At 42.9% G+C, this 19,763-nt stretch carries 16 protein-coding genes and 1 pseudogene; 10 read left to right on the forward strand and 7 right to left on the reverse strand.

What is annotated here, in order from left to right; genetic code table 11:
• Window positions 1-27: 27 nt before the first annotated feature.
• Entirely contained in the window at window positions 28-432 is a 405-nt protein-coding gene (locus NG798_RS25015) for a hypothetical protein (protein ID WP_261226440.1), read from the reverse strand.
• A gap of 212 nt (window positions 433-644) precedes the next feature.
• On the opposite strand from NG798_RS25015, the gene NG798_RS25020 reads away from it, so the two are divergent.
• The 8 genes and pseudogenes from NG798_RS25020 (at window position 645) to brxL (ending at window position 14,569) form a co-directional block, all read left to right on the forward strand.
• Complete coding sequence (locus NG798_RS25020) at window positions 645-902, forward strand: hypothetical protein (RefSeq protein WP_261226441.1); 258 nt, start codon at window positions 645-647, stop codon at window positions 900-902.
• 269 nt (window positions 903-1,171) lie between these two features.
• A pseudogene (locus tag NG798_RS25025) lies at window positions 1,172-1,489 on the forward strand (transposase).
• Window positions 1,490-1,902: 413 nt separating this feature from the next.
• A complete protein-coding gene (locus NG798_RS25030; protein ID WP_261226442.1) occupies window positions 1,903-2,634 on the forward strand; it encodes a hypothetical protein in 732 nt (243 codons plus the stop codon).
• A 287-nt stretch (window positions 2,635-2,921) separates the two neighbouring features.
• A complete protein-coding gene (locus NG798_RS25035; protein ID WP_261226443.1) occupies window positions 2,922-3,140 on the forward strand; it encodes a hypothetical protein in 219 nt (72 codons plus the stop codon).
• Between the two features lie 13 nt (window positions 3,141-3,153).
• The gene (locus NG798_RS25040) at window positions 3,154-7,116 is read left to right on the forward strand and encodes an FUSC family protein (RefSeq protein ID WP_261226444.1); all 3,963 of its coding nucleotides are present in this window, start codon (window positions 3,154-3,156) and stop codon (window positions 7,114-7,116) included.
• Window positions 7,117-7,175: 59 nt separating this feature from the next.
• Window positions 7,176-10,541 carry a DNA-directed RNA polymerase subunit alpha C-terminal domain-containing protein gene (locus NG798_RS25045; RefSeq protein ID WP_261226445.1) on the forward strand — a complete coding sequence of 1,122 codons (3,366 nt, stop codon included), beginning with the start codon at window positions 7,176-7,178 and terminating at the stop codon, window positions 10,539-10,541.
• Entirely contained in the window at window positions 10,538-13,093 is a 2,556-nt protein-coding gene (locus NG798_RS25050) for a PglZ domain-containing protein (protein WP_261226446.1), read from the forward strand. Before NG798_RS25045 ends, NG798_RS25050 begins: the two co-directional genes overlap by 4 nt.
• Window positions 13,094-13,126: 33 nt before the next feature.
• Window positions 13,127-14,569, forward strand: coding sequence for a BREX system Lon protease-like protein BrxL (brxL, locus tag NG798_RS25055; protein ID WP_261226447.1), 1,443 nt, complete (start codon window positions 13,127-13,129; stop codon window positions 14,567-14,569).
• A 54-nt stretch (window positions 14,570-14,623) separates the two neighbouring features.
• Here brxL and NG798_RS25060 read toward each other — a convergent pair whose 3' ends face one another.
• Both NG798_RS25060 and NG798_RS25065 read right to left on the reverse strand, forming a co-directional pair.
• Window positions 14,624-14,794: a hypothetical protein gene (locus NG798_RS25060; RefSeq protein ID WP_261226448.1), complete on the reverse strand. Its 171-nt coding sequence runs from the start codon at window positions 14,792-14,794 to the stop codon at window positions 14,624-14,626.
• 191 nt (window positions 14,795-14,985) lie between these two features.
• Window positions 14,986-15,273 (reverse strand): DUF2442 domain-containing protein, encoded by a 288-nt coding sequence (locus tag NG798_RS25065; protein ID WP_261226449.1) that lies wholly within the window; start codon window positions 15,271-15,273, stop codon window positions 14,986-14,988.
• A 678-nt stretch (window positions 15,274-15,951) separates the two neighbouring features.
• On the opposite strand from NG798_RS25065, the gene NG798_RS25070 reads away from it, so the two are divergent.
• Window positions 15,952-16,500, forward strand: coding sequence for a hypothetical protein (locus NG798_RS25070; RefSeq protein WP_261226450.1), 549 nt, complete (start codon window positions 15,952-15,954; stop codon window positions 16,498-16,500).
• 48 nt (window positions 16,501-16,548) lie between these two features.
• Here the strand turns inward: NG798_RS25070 and NG798_RS25075 are convergent, their stop codons facing one another.
• From NG798_RS25075 to NG798_RS25090, 4 genes are read right to left on the reverse strand one after another with little or no spacing between them, the layout of a single operon-like run.
• Complete coding sequence (locus NG798_RS25075; RefSeq protein WP_261226451.1) at window positions 16,549-17,175, reverse strand: glycoside hydrolase family 104 protein; 627 nt, start codon at window positions 17,173-17,175, stop codon at window positions 16,549-16,551.
• Window positions 17,154-17,852, reverse strand: a complete 699-nt coding sequence (locus NG798_RS25080) for a DUF2927 domain-containing protein (RefSeq protein WP_261226452.1) — start codon at window positions 17,850-17,852, stop codon at window positions 17,154-17,156. Before NG798_RS25080 ends, NG798_RS25075 begins: the two co-directional genes overlap by 22 nt.
• Window positions 17,849-18,460: a hypothetical protein gene (locus tag NG798_RS25085; RefSeq protein WP_261226453.1), complete on the reverse strand. Its 612-nt coding sequence runs from the start codon at window positions 18,458-18,460 to the stop codon at window positions 17,849-17,851. The genes NG798_RS25080 and NG798_RS25085 overlap by 4 nt, the downstream gene beginning before the upstream one ends.
• Window positions 18,457-19,023, reverse strand: a complete 567-nt coding sequence (locus NG798_RS25090; protein WP_261226454.1) for a M23 family metallopeptidase — start codon at window positions 19,021-19,023, stop codon at window positions 18,457-18,459. The genes NG798_RS25085 and NG798_RS25090 overlap by 4 nt, the downstream gene beginning before the upstream one ends.
• Before the next feature lie 77 nt (window positions 19,024-19,100).
• Here NG798_RS25090 and NG798_RS25095 point away from each other — a divergent pair, with 77 nt between their 5' ends.
• On the forward strand, window positions 19,101-19,589 hold the full coding sequence (locus NG798_RS25095) for a hypothetical protein (RefSeq protein WP_261226455.1): 489 nt from the start codon (window positions 19,101-19,103) through the stop codon (window positions 19,587-19,589).
• Window positions 19,590-19,763: the final 174 nt, after the last annotated feature.

Below are 19,763 nucleotides of genomic sequence, written 5' to 3' on the forward strand. Positions count from 1 at the left end.
AACTGGTTATTCAATGGGAACGGAAAATTAAAAACAAAGGTAATGCTGTTTGTCTGGTTTAGCTGCGTAGCAGCTTACCAGCACAGCAATGTCTACCATCGATTTAGGAGGCCAATAGGTAAGAGTGAGAAGTGATATCTCTGAAGCTGTTTTTGACTTGGCAATTGCCTCAGTTACAGCCGATTTGCTGATAATGCAAAATTGGCCAGACGTGGCATCAATTGACATGGCATCAATTAGTGTCTGCGCTGTTTGTGCTTCCCAGTTAATCATTAAGTCTAAATCACGCGGAGACCTGTTCTCTCCCCATAGCGAACTTGCTACCGAACCTCCTACTACATAAGGTATATTCAGCGGTAGCAAGATGTTAGCTATTTTTTGTATTAATTCAATTCGTTCTTTTATCACAATTTCAAAGGGTATTGATGGCATGGTACAATTAAGTGAAATTACACAAATTGCAGAATTATATCACAAAAAATTTTTCCAAAAAATTAAAAAAAGATTTTCTTAAAATTGTTTTAAAAATGTATAGAGTAAGCAATAAATTAAAGAGTTTGTTAGAAGGTAAAGTAACACCCATCTAATTAAGTAAAACTATACATTTTTTTGTTGAAATTTACTTAAGATAAATAATTGAAGAGATGTCTAAAAATCACCTTTCAGTAACCTTACCACCAGAAGCACTGGCCTATTTGGATGACATTGAGTGGGGTGCCGGTGTGCTGCGCTTGTTTGTGTGTGAAGCTTGGGAATATCCTCACGGCTTGGCTCAGATGGTTGATGAATGGGCGACGGATTATTTAAGCTCGGTATGGAGAAAGCTAGGAGTTTGGCAGCGCCGATTTCTAAAAGCGTTTGCTTGGAAGGCTTGTAAACAATTGGCTCTTATTGTTGGTTAAAAAATGAAGTCTAACCTTTATTGAACTTACACCTAAAGATTGGGGTGTATTGATAACGCAGCATCTAAGATCGCAGGGAAAGACGCTCGGTATCCTGAAAAGCTGGAGCAAATGACCGACTATTTAAAGGCAAGGTCAGCAACAAACAATCCCGTTTTCAAAAAGCAAATTAATTAATAGGAGCATCGATTAATGTATAAAACGAAAGCCTACTCCGCTGCCGGTCCAACATCGTCATTATCCTAACCTGAGTTCGGGAAAAAGAGTGGATAAGAAAAGATGGTTTAGATTTCTTTGCCAAACTTAAACGTAATATGAAAAACCATTTCATACGTTTTACTGACAAATTACTCTCTCGCAAACGTTTAATTATTGAAACGATTATTGACTAATTTAAAAATATTTCTCAAATTGAACATTCCCGGCATCGTAGTCCGGTCAATTTCATGGTTAACATCATTGGTGGTCTGATTGCAAGGATGCCATCAACCCAAGAAGCTTTCGCTTCACATGGACTTTGTTCTACCTTAATCTGCTTAACCCAAACTCAGGTTACTTTAGCTTACATCAGTTCCATTATATCTTGAAAAATCAAAAGAAAGGGATTAAGTAAATATGTTAACAGCGTGAAAGAAAAATATATATCCCAGCGCTTATAGCAGCTTTTGTATTAATAAATATGGCTATTAATGGGGAAACGTCTCGCTTTTTTATGTAAATAAACTGCTTAACTCCTGTCTTTAAATCCTGATAAACTACTTTATTATTTACGAGAATACGAGCCTAAAAGTTTGTCTTGTCTACGTTTTAGCTATAGTTATCTATCCGTCAGGAAAAGCTTTGCGTGTGCAGCTTTAAATATCATAAGGCTTCGCAAATTTCAACTTGATTATTTAGAATAGCTCTAAGGGAACCATAGGAAAGGCCTGAATTGCGACCTTTTTCACAGGGAAGTAATTGATTAACAGATCAAACCCTACCCATAGGGGTATAGCTCAGCATGGCTAAATTTCTTCACGATCATATGTGGTCAGACAGTATTCTGGCCATCAAGCTCAGTTGTACATTCAGTGATTTTGAGGCTTTTTATGACAAATTAATCGAAAAGTTGCCTCAAACTTCAGAAGAAACTAGGAAAAGAGGTGCAGGCACGATTGTGCGGAGGTTTTTCCCAGAAAGAACTCTTAACCAACCCACACGGTTAACCTGGCTCACCTACAAAGATGAAAGCCTGCTACAACATTTGATGCGGTATCAGTTCTTAGTGAGCGAACCAGTGATTGCAGACTTTGCAAAACTTCAGGTTCTGAACCGCGAACCAGGTGATCGCCTAGAGTTCGGGGAGTTAGCTGACTCCTTTGTTCAAGAAACCTACGGGGAAGTTAAACCCAAGCTCAGGCAAAGGCTGAGTGCAGCATTGCAAGCAACAGGGTTAGTCACCCGTTCGCAACAGGTAATGTATGTGCGAGAGCTTCCGGATCTAAAAAGGGCTTTCGGTGTGTTGCTCCATGTGCTGTTTGCGCCTCAACCTACAACAATCGCCGTTCAAGATATCCTCAACCATGTATTTTGGCGCTACTTAGGTTTGCGCGATCCTACTGACGTGGTAAAGGTGTTGCGCTACCTAGAAGCTAAAAAAATTATCGTGAAATATGTGCGTGCCGATCAACTGGAGCAAGTTACCACCGCATACAGTGCTGATGAGATTCTAAATTATAAGAGGTTGTCGTGAATCTAGGAGAGTTTGAAGTCATCGCTGATAGCTTAGCGAATGGTGTTCGCAGCGGACGCCATCTGTTCTTTATTCACGAGCCAGAAAACGCTCTCTTGAATCAGCTTCGTACCTCTCTCAGGCGTGGAAAACAGCCTACCAATCGCCTACAGACTCTCAATGTTAACGAACTTGCAGAGCCTTTACGTAATCCTGAAGCTACACTACGATTAAAAGAGAGGCTCAAAGACCATTTGGAGCAAATCCGGAGCATAGGAATACCCCAATTTTTGGTGCTGACCAAGCCAATGCTGCTAGTACGCTATCAAATAGGACTGTCGCCCCTTTACGAACATTACCTCGCGGATGGCACTTGCGCGATCGTTGTGTTGCCATCAGTTCCAACGTCGGAGTTATTAGAGGGGTTACCGAACTGTATAACGGTGGATGTTGAAACAATCAGGAAACCTTTTCCAGAAGTGGGACGAGTCGAAAGCCCCCTGATTGATTTAAGCCCTACTCTCTAAGGAGGAGTTTATTTTGACCAGTGAACTAGCCCCACTACGGGAACTCATTATTCCCAAAGCCAAACGACCAGAAACGACTCTTTCACTGGTGGAGGCACTGCGTAAGCCAGTGGAAACGGTCGAAACCTATATTTTTACAGACTCGATCCGAGCCTACTTTAACCAAGTTTTTGAAGAGGTAATAGCTGAACGCGGTCAGGCATATTGGATTCAGGCAGAGTATGGGGCTGGTAAAACCCACTTTCTCGGTACACTAGCCTCTCTATTAGGGAAAGAACGGGATGTCATTGAACAGGACATTTGGGACTGCGTAAGCGCTCTCGAAATTCAAAATGAGCGGTTTCAAGTTCAACCCAAACAACTGCTTCCAGTGGTGTTTTCTCTACGAGGCGAAGGGAGGCAAGGGGGACCGTTAGAACGCAGTCTCCTTGACATTATCGCCCGTGAAACTGCTGCCTCATGGGAATCGCAACGCCAGCAACATCCCGACTTACCTCTGCTTAGGGTAACAACGGATGATGACCTCCTCGAATGGTATCGAAGTCGTGGCGAAGGCTTACGTTCCGATATCGAGAGATTTGTCAAAGCAGAAACTAGCGTGACGCTAGCCCAGTTGCGGTCGGAAGAGGGGGATAGTGCTGCTGCTGAACAGATCGTGCGCTACTGCCAGCGCAATGAACTCCAGCCTGAGATTGCCATCAGTACAAAAGAAAGAGTCAGACATATTTATCAGCAGATTATAGAAGCCGGATATACGGGGATGCTGCTGATAATGGATGAGTTTGCCTTCTGGCAGGATCGGGAAAAAACTGATGAACAGAGAGTGGCTGATGAGGAAACTCTCGAAACAATCGGCCATGTATTGCCTAGAGATGAAGGAGCAAAAATTTGGACAATTGTAGCGTCCCAGAAGGCAGCACCAACTAAACTCAAGGGCGATCGCTTCAAAGAGCTAAGGCTGTTGGCAGATAGAGACCAGACTGATTACTACACAATTGCATCCGGTCGAATCCGAGATATCCAGCCTAATCGGGAACCAGAAGTCAATCAATATTATGACTTTTATCGCAATAATTTCCGATTTATAAAGTCAAATAATATTACTAGCGAGCAATTTGTAGATCGTTTTCCCTTCCAACCTCGCGCTTTTGATATCATCCGTCGAATCACGCGGGAAAATCTACCATCCGCTCGATTTGGCATCGGTGTTCTGTATGACATCCTGAAACAGGGAGAGCTACTCCAGCAGAATCGACTGATTACTGCCAGTGATTTACTCAGAAGTAACAGCTTGACTGATGGCTTTAAAGATACACTCTATGAAGACAGCTACAGAGCGTATCAGGAAGTAAAAGATGGGCTAAAAGAACTGGAATTAGATCCAAATGATCGTCCCATTGCTGATAATATCTTAGGAATGCTATTTCTAGAGCATATTGCTTACCTGGACTCTGGAATAGAACATTGGTTAAAAGTCTCAGACATTGTAGAGGCAACGCTAACCCGCTCTGATGTTCTACATAGTGAAGACGCAATTGATTTAGTCTTGTCACAATTAAGAGAACTGAGCCAAATTGAGTACCAATCACAAAAGCAAGTAGCAGGTGAGAGACAAGCCCGTTTTGTCTCAGTTGAAAGCGATAGATTTAATCCAGGTAATATTTTTAGACGTGCCAAGGGAAAAACCACGAATGATGAGGGCAAACTCTTAACAACCTGGGGGGAAATTCTCCTGGCTCCACCGGATAAGACTTTTGGGAAAGACAGCTTACTCAGCAAGTTGAGTTTAAACACTACAACCTCAAGTCGTGTCACTCATAATCGAGTAGAGTACAAACACGAAGTTGTGGTAACTGACCAGTGGAACAGTAGCGCTTACGGGAGTCAACTAGATTTAGATCACCATGCGCGAATTGTTCTCCTGACCTATCCAGGTGAAATTGACACCTCAGAAATTTTAGATGACCGGATAGCCGTTGTAGCGATCGCTCCTCTGACTCAAACAGCTAAAGAATTCATCCGAGATTGGCTGACGGTTGATGCTTTACAGGAGAGATATCGCAATGATGCAACAGCAGATGGAGAAAAAATGCGGGAGTTTCTCAAGGAGAAACGGAAAGATATTGTTCCTGAAATCCACAAAACTCAAGTTGAGGCTTATAGGAAAGGAAAAGTTTTTACACGGCGCTCTCTGGGGATAAAGCTGAGTGATATTTTTCGCCAAGCTAGGGAGGAGCAGGCGATCGCGTCTCTAACTCAGAAGCTACTAGCAGACACTTACACTCAGCCATTAATTGAGACTTTAGAGTTTAAAAGCGGAAAAAATTTCGCGCTGGCAGATGTGCGTAAAGTTTTTGAAGGATTGTTCTTCCCTAATCCGTCGGCTGGGAATCGGAATGCTGTCGAAATCTACGGAGTTGGACTGGGATTAACATCTGCTCAGAATTCTTTGGTGTTTAATCCTCAAAATTGCCAAGTTTTCGAGATTCTACGCCAGCAGTTGAGTCAGCATCAAGGACGGGTGACGCGAACTCAGCTAGAAAAGCTTTTAGTTGCTGCCCCCTATGGATTGACAAAGGAATTACTCTCTCTTTACCTGCTGTGTTTCGTACAATACGGTAACCCACGCTCAGAATTAGAGCTAAGCCCAGATACTACAATTCGGCTACGGAATGGTCTGACTCCACCTAAACAACGCCTGACAACCGATTTAATAGGGCAAGTCGAGTGGAGCAACAAGTTTGACCGGGAAATTCGCGTTCTCCAAGAGTCGCAGGGGGTTGATTGGAATCAAGTTGTTCCTTTTGCTCGAATCCTGGATGACACTTTGACAACGGAAACAGACTCACAACGAAAGTTAGAACAAGAGGAACGGTTAAAACGCGCTTGTCAGGCATTGGGGCAGCGAGTTGAAGCTGTGGATAATAGTCTGAAAAGCTTGGCTAGAACGTTGGGTTCTGCTCTGCCAGAGTCAGTCTGGGCGCAACTTTCACCTCTGCGATTATTGACTCAGACTGCTGATATAGATGACTTCTTTAAAACCGCTCAGGCTGAGTTTGAGAGTGAGGAGCAGCTTGAAAAGGCACTAGGTGATTTTGAGGCTCTAGAAAATTTATCCCATTTGAGTACAGATTTGGGCGCAGATCGAGCCTATCTGAGGCAGTTGAAGGATTCCTTACCCCAGACAGCAGATTTACGAGAAAGTCTCGATCAAGTCCTAGAGCAATTTAACTTGGAGCTACTACTGGAGTCGCCCAGTTTTCAAGAGAGTTTGCGCTCGCAACTTGATCAGCTCAAAAGCGATTACATCAACCAGTACCGCATCCATCACCGCGACCACTACCAAGCTGTACAAAGTTTACACTCTGACTTAGTTGGGGCGGAAGAGAAGCTGAGAACCTTAGAAGGGTTAAACGAGATTAGTGAATTGGGTCTACCTGTCACTCCAAGCCACCGGCACAGGCAAGAGATTCTGCTCAATCAGCTACGGGTTTGTTCGGCAACCGATCAGGAGTTACAGCAGGGTTTGGCGCACGATCCTTTGTGTGGGCGTTGTCGCCTGGAGTTACGGCAGCCAGTCCCCAGTGAACCAGTCACAGATTGGCAACGGGAATTAGATGGGGCGCTGATTGAGCAATTTGCCCGATTAAAGAGTGAAACAGTTAAGCGCCTACTCAGAAATAGTGAGACAGAAAGGCTGAGGGCGCTGCTGCAAATTCTTGAATCAGGTAAGGCTGAGGATTTGGTCGGGCTGCTGACAGATGAGGTAACGCAGCGTCTCCAATCCCTTTTGCAACAAGCAAATGTTGTCTCTGCTGCGAGTGATGTGTTAGCACAGATAAGGGAAGCTTATCCGACAATTGAGCGTCAGCAACTACAAGAAGTTGTACAGGCAATAGAACTACTGCTAGAGGCTAAGTTTGAAGAAGCGGAACAAGAAAATCCAGGTAAGACCGTGCGAATTAACCTGGAGTAATGTGAGATCGAGGCAACAATGGGGAACTTTAAAAGAAGAGAGAGATAGGAAACTAGGCTGTGTCTATTGATTCTGAAGTAGTTATACAGATTTTGAGGCGATCGCCCCAAGGCTTCACCCCGTTTGAGGTTCTAGATTATCTGCTGACCCAACCGCAGTATCAAGGGTGTAGCAGAGCTAGCCTCTTTTCTAAACTGTTACCTGAACTCCAAAATCTGCGTGATTCTCAAGTAGTTGCCCATGTCTCCCCTCGCTGGGTCCTAGTGGAGGCTTTAGAAAACACTACAGAAAGACTTATTGATCAGTCTAAAGATGCAGTAAGTTCTGAGGAAAATAGTAAGACTCAAGCTTCAGTCTCTCCAAATGGCTCTGATGAAGACTCACATACTCATCTTCAAGAATGGACACCCCAGGTGGGTGACAAGGTTTTAGTGAAGGGGAGAGGCTCAACTCTATTTTCTGTTCTGAGTCTCATATATATAGGAAGTGAAATATATGCTGAGTTATCACACCCATTAGGGCCACAATCAATTACTATCAAAAAACCTTTTTCTGAATTAATCCTCGCTGATTACAAGAAACTAAAACAGAACCTTACTGAACCCAATAATTCAAAATTTACAGTAGCTATAAAACAGGAGGATAGCCATGTTGTAGAGGCTTCACTGGATGTTCCTATTGAAAAACTTAATATATCCCTACGTGCCTTTAATTCTCTGAAAAAAGCTGGTATTAACACTGTCAGAGAACTAGAAATATGTTCTGATGAAGGTTTGCTGGGACTCAAGAATTTTGGGCAAACCTCACTAACTGAAGTACGGTCAGCACTGGCTACCTTTCAACCTCCGCTCAAATCTACACCAAATCAAGAAATTTCTCCCTTGCCTGAATGGGCAAATATTCCTAGTTTACAGGTACCTACATATTGCTTATCTATATCTGTTGCTGTGCGTAAGCTTGTCAGTAAATATCGTGTAGTTGCTCACTTGATTTTTGCTTTTGAGGCAGGTCAAATTTTTTTTGATTCACAGCAAGAGGAAGAGTTAAAAGCTGCTCTCGATCCCTTTCAAGCACTGCGTGATGCTCCTCAAAGCTATCTTGATTGGCTTGCTAGTTTATCCAAGTCCACACAGATTGAGGTCTTAGCCAAAAAACAGTGGACACCAGAGAGGTTAAGAGAATTATCCCCACAACAAGTTCTGTTTGCGATTCCCTCAGATGCTAGTCAAACCACTCTTTATGCTCTTATATCTGGTCAAATACCCTCAAGATGCTTTACAACGATTGCCGAAGAAATAGATGATGCTTTGGATTCATTAAATGATAAGAACAAAATTATATTGAAACAGCGTTTAGGTTTGTATGATGGAAACCGACGAAGCCTTGAAGATATTGGGCAAGAGCTAGAACTAACTCGTGAAAGAGTACGACAAATTGTAGATAAAGCAATCAATAAACTGAATGCTTTTAATAAACAAAGTATCTTAATACAGTTTAGACAGGTAGCAATTAATACCTTGAAATCTGCTGGCTCCCTTATTACACTACAGAAATGGTGTGAAGCTATAAGTAAGATATATCCTCCTGGGGAAGTTCACTTACCGTCAGTCATTTTGTGGCTCGTAGACTTTATTCCTGAAATTCAGAGTTTTCAGATTTCAAAAACTCAATTTTTTTATACGAATCCACTAACTCACCAAATATTGTCGGACGTACAGCCTCAGCTTGCAGAGTTTTGGGAAGGACAGAGGATTAGTGAACGCTCTCAACTTCAGCAAATCATACTGGCTCTATTACCTCAAGATATTCTTAATCCTGAAACAGTTGCCAACAGTTTAATTAATGTCCTGTGTCAGGAGGCTATACCTGGGATATTCAGCGCTGAAGCCTGGAATATAACAGACTATGCCTACTATGTCTTACATCAAGCAGGAAAGCCCCTTCATTTCTCAGAAGTAGGTCAACGAATCCAACTGCTAAAACCAGACTGGAAAGCAGAAAATATAGAAAGATCTGCACAGGGAGCGATTGAGCGTCACCCTGACATTATTCGTTGTGGCAGTGGTATTTATGGCTTACGGGAGTGGGGAACTATGGAATACAGCCACTTTCGCGAAGTTCTGCTTGACTATCTAAGTAAACAGCCTTTACCTGTAGATGCTGAAGATATTTATGTTGAATTGAGTCAGTCCTACCCAGTTACTCGTGCTACAGTGTCGATGAACTTGAACCTTCATCCAAATCTGTTCCACAAATTTGGTCGTAGCAACATTTATGGAGTTGCAGGTAGACGTTACGAATTACCTGAGCAAAATCTTATCAATTTATTAGTTGCAAAACTAGAAGTTGAGCCAGTAAGTATTTATGCTCTGGAACGCGATCCTGATTTCTGCGAATATAATTATAAAACTATAAATTTATACTTAAACGTTAGTCCTCTTTTCTGGCAGGTTAGCTCATCAAAGGATAAGAAGTTTGCCCTGTCTGTTGATGGAAAACGCAAGTATGAAGTTGGAGATGCTCTGAAGATGATTCAGGAGATTTTTAATCAAGTCCATGAGCCTCTTCATAGCAAAGACTTTCTTCACATGATTCGTAGCTCCTATGCTTATCCGCCAAGAGAAGGCGCATTCGGGCGCATACTTACGGAAAACAAAGATTATATAACTATCACAGAAGCTATCTTTATTCCACGGGTATGGATGAGCGATGAAGCTCTAAGCCCAATTCTAGAAGATCTAGATACAGAAATATTTCGTGAAATTGTAGCATTCACTTTGAGTTCTGCTCGCAAACAGCTCTCGGCTAGCGTGCTATTTGATTGGTTAAAATTTTGCTATCGAAACCGCTTCTTTTATCGAGGTTCATTAATTTTCGAGCGAATCAACCTTAGTGACTTATCAGACGAGATAGTACAGATAACTCGCAAAATTGGTAAAGTATGCCAGCGAAATGGTGATATTTCAGTCCTTAACTTAGGACAAGATGCTAACAGTCAAGAAATTGATCGTACTCTCCGTCTAGACCTTGAAGACTTACGACAGCAAGCTCAATCTGGGCAACGCACTCCATCAAAAGGTCTAGCCTCTAAGCCAGACGGCAAGTATCGTGTCCGCCACGTTGAAGTTGGTATTGAGGTTCATGTCAGTAAGGGGGGTGGAACGGATAACCCTTACGCTCACGTCTTACAAGTTCTGCTCAACGGTGAACCATTCGACCCCAGCAGACATAACCCAATTCCTGCCAATACTGCTACTCTCGAACAAAGACAGCAAGCTCTCCAGAAGCTTTATGCTACTGAGCTGACTGCCTATGGTCAGGTTGACTCCTATCTTCAGGTGGCAATTGGTCCACGACCGAGTTGGGGTATTGCCTATCGTCAGATGGAACCTATTACAGAACCAGCAACGGGGGGTGTCGCATGAGTATTACTACCACACTCTATGACTATGCCCTTCAGTGGCTTGCCAAGCTGCCCAAAGCTGCCAAATTAGTTCTTTGGCTCGACCCTCATACCTTACTGGAAATAGCAGACGATCTAGTTGATAATCGAGGCAAGTCCTGGCAAATCGTTTCCTATCGAGGAGATGACTTTCGCTTTCGTGCCACTCTCAACCAATTAGACAACACTCAACCTCTAATCATCTGGATACGTCCCCCCATTGGTAAAACCAGCGCTTTCCTCGACCTGACGTATCTGGCAGATTTCCTCAATCGTCACGATGGTATGCTTGACCTGCGCCTAGAAAGTGTTCTCGGAGAGCTGACACCCTACAAAGCTTGGCCAACTGACTTGGTTACCCAAAGTAGCACAGTTGTTTCCTGCTTAGGAGCCTTGGCTACAGCGGCAAAACTCTTTCACCAATTCACTAGCAAATCTGTCCTCAACAGCTACAACCTAAAGCTGCTGCTTTTGCATATCCGTCAACCAGAATTGCCCCTAGAGCTACTGTGTAACATCTCAAGTCAAAGACCAGCCGAACTCCTAGCCTGGTATCTGCGAATCATTCTCGCCACGTCTAACAATGACTCTAACCCTGGTTTAGTTGAACTGGCTGCCAGTCTTTCTACCCCTACTGAGTTTCTGGAACTTTCAGCAAGTGACTTAATCCGCTTAGCCTACGCCTACCATACAACAACAACACTACAGGCACCCCACGCTGTCGATCGCCTCCTCTGGCTACCCCGTCTGTCCAGCGACCACCTGAAAATCCTCCAATCAACTCTGACACTGCTTCAACAAGATCAAACAAGCTGGAAAGCTTTATTGAACAGAGCCGAGCAACTTCTGACATTTGAACAACTCAGCGATCTAGTTCAGCAGTTGATAGCTATAACGCAAGAAATTGCTAGCCGAACTGACCTCTCAGGAATTTGGGTGGCAGCAGTCTGTATTGCTATTGAGGAAGGCAAACTCCTGGAGGAATTTGACGTTGCTGTTTACACTCCTCGTTCGCTCCAAGGTGACTACTGCGATGTAGCTCAAACCCTGCAACAAGCCCTAGCAGTAAGTCAAAAGGTAGACATTCATCTATCTGAACAATGTCCTACCTTTAATGACATCTTTACTTTACTTGACTGGTATCGCAATCAGAATATCCACACTCAGGAATTGGAAATCTCCCGTACCATCCGTAGTGTTCTCAAACTGAACCAACTTCCAGGACAATTGCGGGAGAAAATCATTGAGCAACTCCAGAATCTGCGAGCGCACTGGCGAGACTTCCTAAACCTCTTAGATGAAAAATTAGCTGACCTGGTAACAGGCACTCAGTGGTCTAAATTTTGCCATCATCCCCGTCACTCAACTCAATTTCTCTCAGATATCTTGCCGTCTCAGTTGCCCAGAGACAGCCGCGTCTGGTTTCTAATTTTTGATGGAATGCGGCTAGATTCTTGGGATTTGGTAGTTCGCCCAATTCTGGAAGACCACTTTCAAATCACCGAAAAGCTTTATCTGGCTTCCCTACCTTCAATCACTGATATTGCTCGTGTTGCTCTGATTGCAGGTGGAACACCAGATAAGTGGAAAAATGCTTCAGGTCTGACGATAACAAACCACAATATTCTGGCAGCGAAAAAGTTGGGAATTTCCTACGAGCGGCGGCAGCAAGACCTCCAGATTGTTGTGCGTTCTGAAACTCTTGAGCGTCAGCTAAGACTAGGGCTTGGCGAAGAGGATGCTAAAAAATACAACATTCTTATCTACAACGTCAGTGATGATTGGATTCACAACTGGCGCGATGACCTTGCCAGCCTCAATGATTTCATTCAAAAAACTTTAGTCGAATCCGTATTACCAGATTTAATTGCCCGTATTAATCCCCAGGATATTGTTGTACTCTCTAGCGATCATGGATTCGTTGAACTCTCTAGGGAGGATGGAATTGAAATCACTCATCTCGATAATCATAATATTCGTTATCGCTATCTTAAAACTACTGTGCCTACCTACGGTAAGGGTATTAGCTATGGCAGTTCTGAATATACCTATGAAGTTGCTGTAGGTCGTCAATGGTTTAAACGCTCTGATAGCAATAGAATAGACCGCTTTACTCATGGTGGCATTACCCTAGATGAAATGGTTGTCCCAGGAGCGCTCCTGAAACCCATAACTCAGCCAATTCGCAAACTTGAATTACTCGATTTACCAAGCCAGCTAGTAGATACTGAAGATCAAGAAATTAAATTAGTTCTATCCGTTCTCAATAGTGGCACACAACGCAGCTCGTTTCTCTTTAATTGGCGCATTGATGATAACCCGCCACAGGTTATACAGGAAGAACTGGCTGCTGGCGATCGCATTCCTCTGACTCTCAGTTTCTTTGCTCAGCTCGGTCAGCAACTTTTGACAGTTGAACTGTTGGATAGCAAAGGAACTCGTCTGGCAGTTCACCGTATTCCCCTACAAGTTTCTACTCGTCGCGATAAAGTTGAGTTTTCCGATCCACTCGCTGGACTAGACTTTGATGATTAGCGTCAGGTTATCTCCATGAATGCTAGAAGGTCATTGGACGAAAAAGTTCTTGCTTACTTGAGCGATCGCGTTGTCCTCAAACCCCTGACGCGCTGGAATGATGCGTATAAGGAATTTCCTCGCTACGTCATGGAATACCTCTGCGCTCGATATATTGACCCTACTGCTCCCTCCGTTGGTCAACAGAAAATTGATCGCCTTCTGAGCGAACACTATGTCGGTTCTGAAGGCAAAGAACTCATTAAAAGCCAAATCAAAGAGAAGGGAGAATACACAATCCTGGGTCAATTCCAAGTTCGCCTCGATGCTGCTCGCGACCATTACTGGGCTGAAGTTCCAGCCCTTGGTGAAAACTATGTCCGTGTTAGCCAAGGAATCCTACACAAATTTGGTGATGTTTTACTCACCAGCGGAGCCTGGGGAACAGCCATCATTGAGTACGATCCTACTTACGAATTAGGTCATAAGAAGTATCCTTTTTACATCAAGCAATTCACTCCTTTCCAAGTAACTCGGTTAGAGTTAGATGACTATATTGAAAAAAGAAATTTATTTACAACTGATGAGTGGATCGATCTAATTATCACCTCTATTGGCTTTGAGCCATCTCGATTCACTGAACGGGAAAAGTACCTGATGCTATTGCGTCTAGTGCCATTTGTAGAGGCTAACTACAACTTAATTGAACTCGGACCACGCGAGACTGGTAAGACCTATACCTACCGCAATACATCTAGCCGCTCCTTTGTCCTCTCTGGCAGCCGTACTACCCCTGCCACTCTATTTTTTAACCAAAATACTCGTAAAGTCGGAATTTTAGCGCAAAAAGATGTCGTCTTTTTTGATGAGATAGCTCACACCACGTTTTCTGATGCTGCTAGCACAATCTCAGTCCTTAAAGACTATATGCAAACCGGGCGCTTCTCTCGCGGCAATAATGAATATAATGCTCAGGCCAGCATAGTCCTTGGTGGCAATATTGATACAGATATGGAAAATAAAAAACCTCTATCTGGCTACAAGCACTATTTTGCTGTACTACCAGTTGAGTTACAAGACACAGCTTTCTTAGATCGCATTCACGCCTTCCTACCCGGTTGGGAAATGCCCAAAATTCGTCCGGACAACTATGCTCAAGGCTATGGCTTTATCACTGACTACCTGGCTGAAATATTTAACCGCCTGCGACGCACCAATTATTCCCTAATTGTCGAAAAATATACTGAAGTAGACGGTCTAACAACGCGCAATCAAACTGCCATCAAAAAAACTGCTGCTGGTCTTCTCAAGCTCATCCACCCTCACCGAGATGTAGATTCAATCCAACATGATGAATACTCTACCTGTATTAGTCATGCTGTTGAACACCGTAATCGAGTTATCGAGCAACTGGCAGTAATCGCTCCAGAAGAATTCTCAAAAAACTCTCTAGCATCTCTAAGAGAGGGTTGGAAAAGCCACTCAGAGGGCTTTTGAGTGTCTCACTGACAGGTTTAAGACAAAATGGCTGCAAGGAATTCACGGAGATTGCTACCGCCAACCATTACTGTGTAATTCCTCTAATTCAGGAATCGTTTCTTCTGTCTCGCCAAATTGTTCAAATAATATAAATTCAAGCAAGCCGGCTTCGTCAATTTTTTCTAAGAATTGTTGCTGTAAACTGAAAATCTTTGTTACCGTTTCTGATGGTAGTCTTGCCATATAGATAACCTGTGTTTCTAGCTAAGATAGTATATCATTAATGGCTTATCAACACCAGTATTTAAAATCCCTTTATGGAACCCGATGAGCTTCTAAAGCTCGTTCAATAGTATTCCGATACTCTTCTACTCTATCTATTTAACAATCTCCTCTCTTTCTGGATTCAAAGTAATAAAAATACTATGACGATTTCAAAGATGAGTATGCTCAAGATGAATAGCAATATCTTCATCTGCAACAGAAATGCCATTTTGCCAAAGCTCATACTCACTAATATCAACATCGTCATCCCAAACTAACCCATAACCACCTTCCTCAATCTTAAAGTTTTTAAAAAACGCAGGATTATGGAGTTTAGCAAACATGGGATTCTCTAGGAATTTAGAGATGTTGTATTGTCTGAATTCATCATCGGTAAATTTTACAAGCAAAGTTTGATTATCAATAGCTTTTGCCGCAACAATATGAGGATATTTCATAAATAACAATTCTGATAAATGGGTTTGTATCCCCCATAGGCTTAGATTTCTATGAGGGAGTGGAGGAATGGAGGCGCAGATATTCAGACGTGAGTATCTAAGAAAGACCGGCAACTTTCAATTTTTCAGCAACTTTTAACTCAGCCAAACGCTTTTCGTATTTTTGGTCTATTTCCAATGTAAAGTCGCATAATTATTTAGCTTTTTGTTCGGTTAATTTGGCAAGTTCAAGCAGTTCTGCTAATTCACGTTGTTCCTGTTCGCTCATGGATGGTTGTGTCATTGTTGATTTCCTTATGCAAGTTTTGAGCTTCCTCGTATTTATTTTAACTTCCAATACCTACCAGACACCGCTCTTAGATGTTTTCTCACCAGAATTTGATAGCAGACTCTTCATAAAATGGCTAACATAAACCTAATTTCATGGCCGATCCGAAGTTTGTCGGGTTCTACAATCTAACGTTTTCAATATAAGTTTCAGAGACATATAAAGATTTTTTCATAAAAAGCCCTAAATAGAATACAATTGAAATAATGAAGCAATCTTATTTTTTTAAGGAAGAAAAATATATAATTTTTCCTGTGAACTCCTTATTAAATTTTATTAAATTTTTGATTGTTGGGAACTTTACACTATTAGCATTCTAATTGTATTGGTGCTATTAAGCAGGTATAAAGATGCAAAAGTGTTCTTTAGGTAATTTAACTCATTTAGTCTTGCTCACTTTACTTGGTCTGACTGCTCCATCAGTTTCGGCACAGGATTTTCCGATTACCAGAATTGAAAGCAAAGGATTGGGGCACGGAAATATTTACATAGGTGGTTTTAAATTAATAGTGCCAGATACTAATACAACCGTGAACGCTTATGGCAATAATTCTCGTTTACGGCGTTATGATGTTCATTTAGCTAAAATGTTTGAAATAACAATGTGGGAGTGTAGTAAACTACGCTCCCAAAATCAAGCTACAGCTTACGCTAGGTGGGAATATAAAGCAGGGAATGGCTCAATTGATATGGGGATTTTTGAAATTTCCTGTCCTTTAGCACTGGATATCCGTCGCGCTTATGGATTGGGCCAGCCAGAACGGACTGTTATTTCTAACTATAGTATTAGAACTTTACAGTGGTCATCCGAGTCGGCAGATATTCCTAGACTCCAAATTACTGGAGGAAAAATTGATCGCTGGCTTGATTTTGTTGAGGGTTTTAAGCCAATACGATAGAGAGGCGAATAGCTTTCTGAGTGGCGCTACAATGAACGCCATTGAAGGTCATTTGGAACTGTTATTTTTGAGGAAAAAGCTACCACCAGCCTGCTGAAATTTGTCCCGAAGGGAGGGCAGACTTTTAGATGGTTGGTTGTAATAGCTTTTCCCTTCAGCAGTCGGGAAAGAAGCCCAGGTGGGAGCGAGTTTAAACACAGCATCATCAAACCGACCCGCCACAATATCCTCATAACCACCGGCCTGTTTAATTAATTGGACAGCCGCTAAGTCTTGGGATTCTGGACTAAAATCCGGTAGCTTTAATTTACGAGAGATTTCATCCCAAGTAGTTTTGAGGAATTGGTATCTACCGGCTGCCGTACTGCATAGGGGTCTCCCCTTATACAGTGAGCAATTCTTTACATTAGGATGTGCTTTAAATGAATTAAAAAGGGGGCCGGTGAACATCATCCGATAACCATCTGGGCCGGCAGTACCCTCCGCAAAAGCAATTGTTTGTAAGAAAGCTTGAACATTCCCGTTTTTAATTGCTTCTGATAGCGGATGACTGGAAAGAAAAATTTGTCTGGGTGCCGGTGTTGGAGTAGGTTGACCGATAATAGCTAATCCTAAAGTGGAAATGGCGATGATTGATAGGCCGGTGGGATTAATCATAGCCGGTTCTCCCTCCATAGCTTTTCTAATTGACTTTCATTCATCCCCGGTTTTACTTGTGGGCTGTAGAGCATTTTGATTAACTTTTTATCCAGGGATGAATACTCAGTAATGTCTGTCCATTGTTGATAAAATATGCTGTCTGGATATTTGTCGGAATCCGCCGGCAACCCAAATGCCTGTGTTAATTCTTCTCGGATTAAATGGGAACGTTCTTTTTGGGTGACACCTGTGGTAGAAATTAAAATCTCCGCGCCCGTGATTTGTTTTGTTTCATCCCAATTAAGCCAGAAGAATCCGCTATTGCCTGGTTGATAAGTGGGAATGAATTTCTGAAACTCTGCTTCTGGAGTAAACCGGATTCGTATATTACCAGTGTTGGGTTTAACGAATTCTATTGGTAAATTAGTTAGAAGCTTTAATTCACTGGTGACAGTTTCCACTGTTTGTAAATCTTGGGGAGTGGGAAGACCGGCTATCTCTAACTTTATAGGAACCATCCATTTCTTGATTACACCATCATCTGAACTGCCAAACTCAGATTTAAGCGTTACCTCTTTGAAATAAAGGAAAGTCTCATCTGGAGAAATGGTAGAAGTCTTGGGTTGGTTGTTTTGTCCAAAAAATGTTGTTGATGGCTCATTGTACCAAACACTTATTAGAACCACTAACGCCATAGTAGAAATAAGTTTCATGGTTCATTTAAAGCATCGGTAATTTTTCTGGCAAGTTGTTGAGCAAGCTGTTGTTTCTGCTCAGTAGTTGGGAGAAGCTGATCCGAGGCAAAGGCTTCTAAGATCGTGCCATTTTGTCCAGAGCGAGTCACGCCATACCGGCCTCTATCAGCTTTTAAAATCCCAAATTGTTTGATTAATTTGGAATCAAAGGGGTCATTAGGATTACCGATAACTCCAGTCCCCCACCGACCAGGTTGACCATGAATTTCCAGAACTTGATAATTTTGGTTTTCCAAGGCGGGAATGTCGGCGATATATTCTTCCCAAACATTCCATTTTTTCATCATGGCCGGTGAATCAGGACGGATAACTTTCCAACCAGTTTCCTCTAGCATTGGCTGGAGAGCTTCGACGATTAATTTGTTCATCTCTTTTTCTCCAGCGGCGCCGGTTTCATCACGCGCATAGATCCAATGGCCGGCAGATAATGCTATTTGTTTTGTGGAAATATTGGTTGGAATGTTGGGGTTAAAGATTGTATTTTGGGCGATAGTAGTAGGAGTATTCCTGAATATTTCAAATCCCAGGACACCCAACGCCGCAACTGCAATAGTCTTGGGTTTCATGGTTTGGGAAGAGCAATTGCTGTTTTCAAATGTTCATGGACTTTCCAATCTAATTGGCCAGCCAGGTATCTCTCAAAGTGACCGTGTGGCCCTGAAGAACCAGGGAAGGTAGGGCCAATTAAACCGACAACACTTCCTTTACTGACGAAATCACCGACTTTAAATGGCCTCACCGAATCCCGATCTAAATGAACATACCGATAAACTTCATCTGAGGAAGTTGATTTAATCCCGATAATTCCACCAACAGGAGAATCGAGCTTGACCTCATTAACTGTCCCTTCTTCAATTGCCAGGACCGGCCACCCCGGACTAGCGCTATAGTCAACACCGGCGTGTTTTCTGGTGCAGCTTCCGAGGGGCCGGCAATCACCGGGGATACTACCGGCCACCGCATCTTTTCCTGATATTCCAGCTAGAGGAAAAACAGGTGGGCCATGTAATAAAATTGATGATTGCTGTTTTGAAGAAGGAACTGATGGCAGGGGAGTTGGATTTACTATTGAGCGTAATATTTGAGTCGGTGGTAAATTTTCTATTTTTTCCCAAGTTGGCGCCGGCAATAATTGCAATCCCACCAAACAGACAATCAGAATAGCTGCGTTTTTCTCAGCAGAGTTAATTTCAAGAGAACTTGGCGATGCCGGTGGATATTGGGGAGAGACTACTGGTTGCGGTGGTGTCGGTGAATATGGATGTGCCGGTGGATACTCGTTATGGGCTACTGGTGGCGTTGATGTTGGGGGATAGTACGGCGGTGGTGGATATGAATATGGCGGTGGCGCGGATGTTGGGGGATAGTAGGGCGGCGGTGGATATGAATATGGCGGTGGATATGAATGTTGCGGTGCCGGTGGATATTGCGGTGTCGGTGGATATTGTGATGCCGACGGTGGTGGATATGAATGTGTGGGTGGTGATGTCGGTGGCGGTGGTGTCGGTGGCGATGGTGCCGGCGGATATTGATAATCCTGTTGATGGTAGGGGTGGTGGGCTGCCGTCATTGATGCTGAGGAATCTTCTATCCCACTATCACTACGCGGTGACTCTGGTATTTCGGTGGCGGGTGCCGGTGGTACAGCGCCTGGGGGTGCCGGTCTTGTATCCTCATAAGTTGTCTCCACAGTAAACTTGAGTTTCATTTCTCCTCCTTGCAAACATCAATTGTTCTGCCAAAGAAATCTGGTATTGCACAAGCGGCTTTTGTATCTTTTCTGGGGCTACCACCGGGTGAAGAATCACTATTGTTGGAGGGAGTAGAAGTTTGAATGGAGCGAATACCATTTCTTACTGACTCCTCTCC

The organism is Ancylothrix sp. D3o (assembly GCF_025370775.1).
Taxonomy (GTDB): Bacteria; Cyanobacteriota; Cyanobacteriia; order Cyanobacteriales; family Oscillatoriaceae; genus Ancylothrix.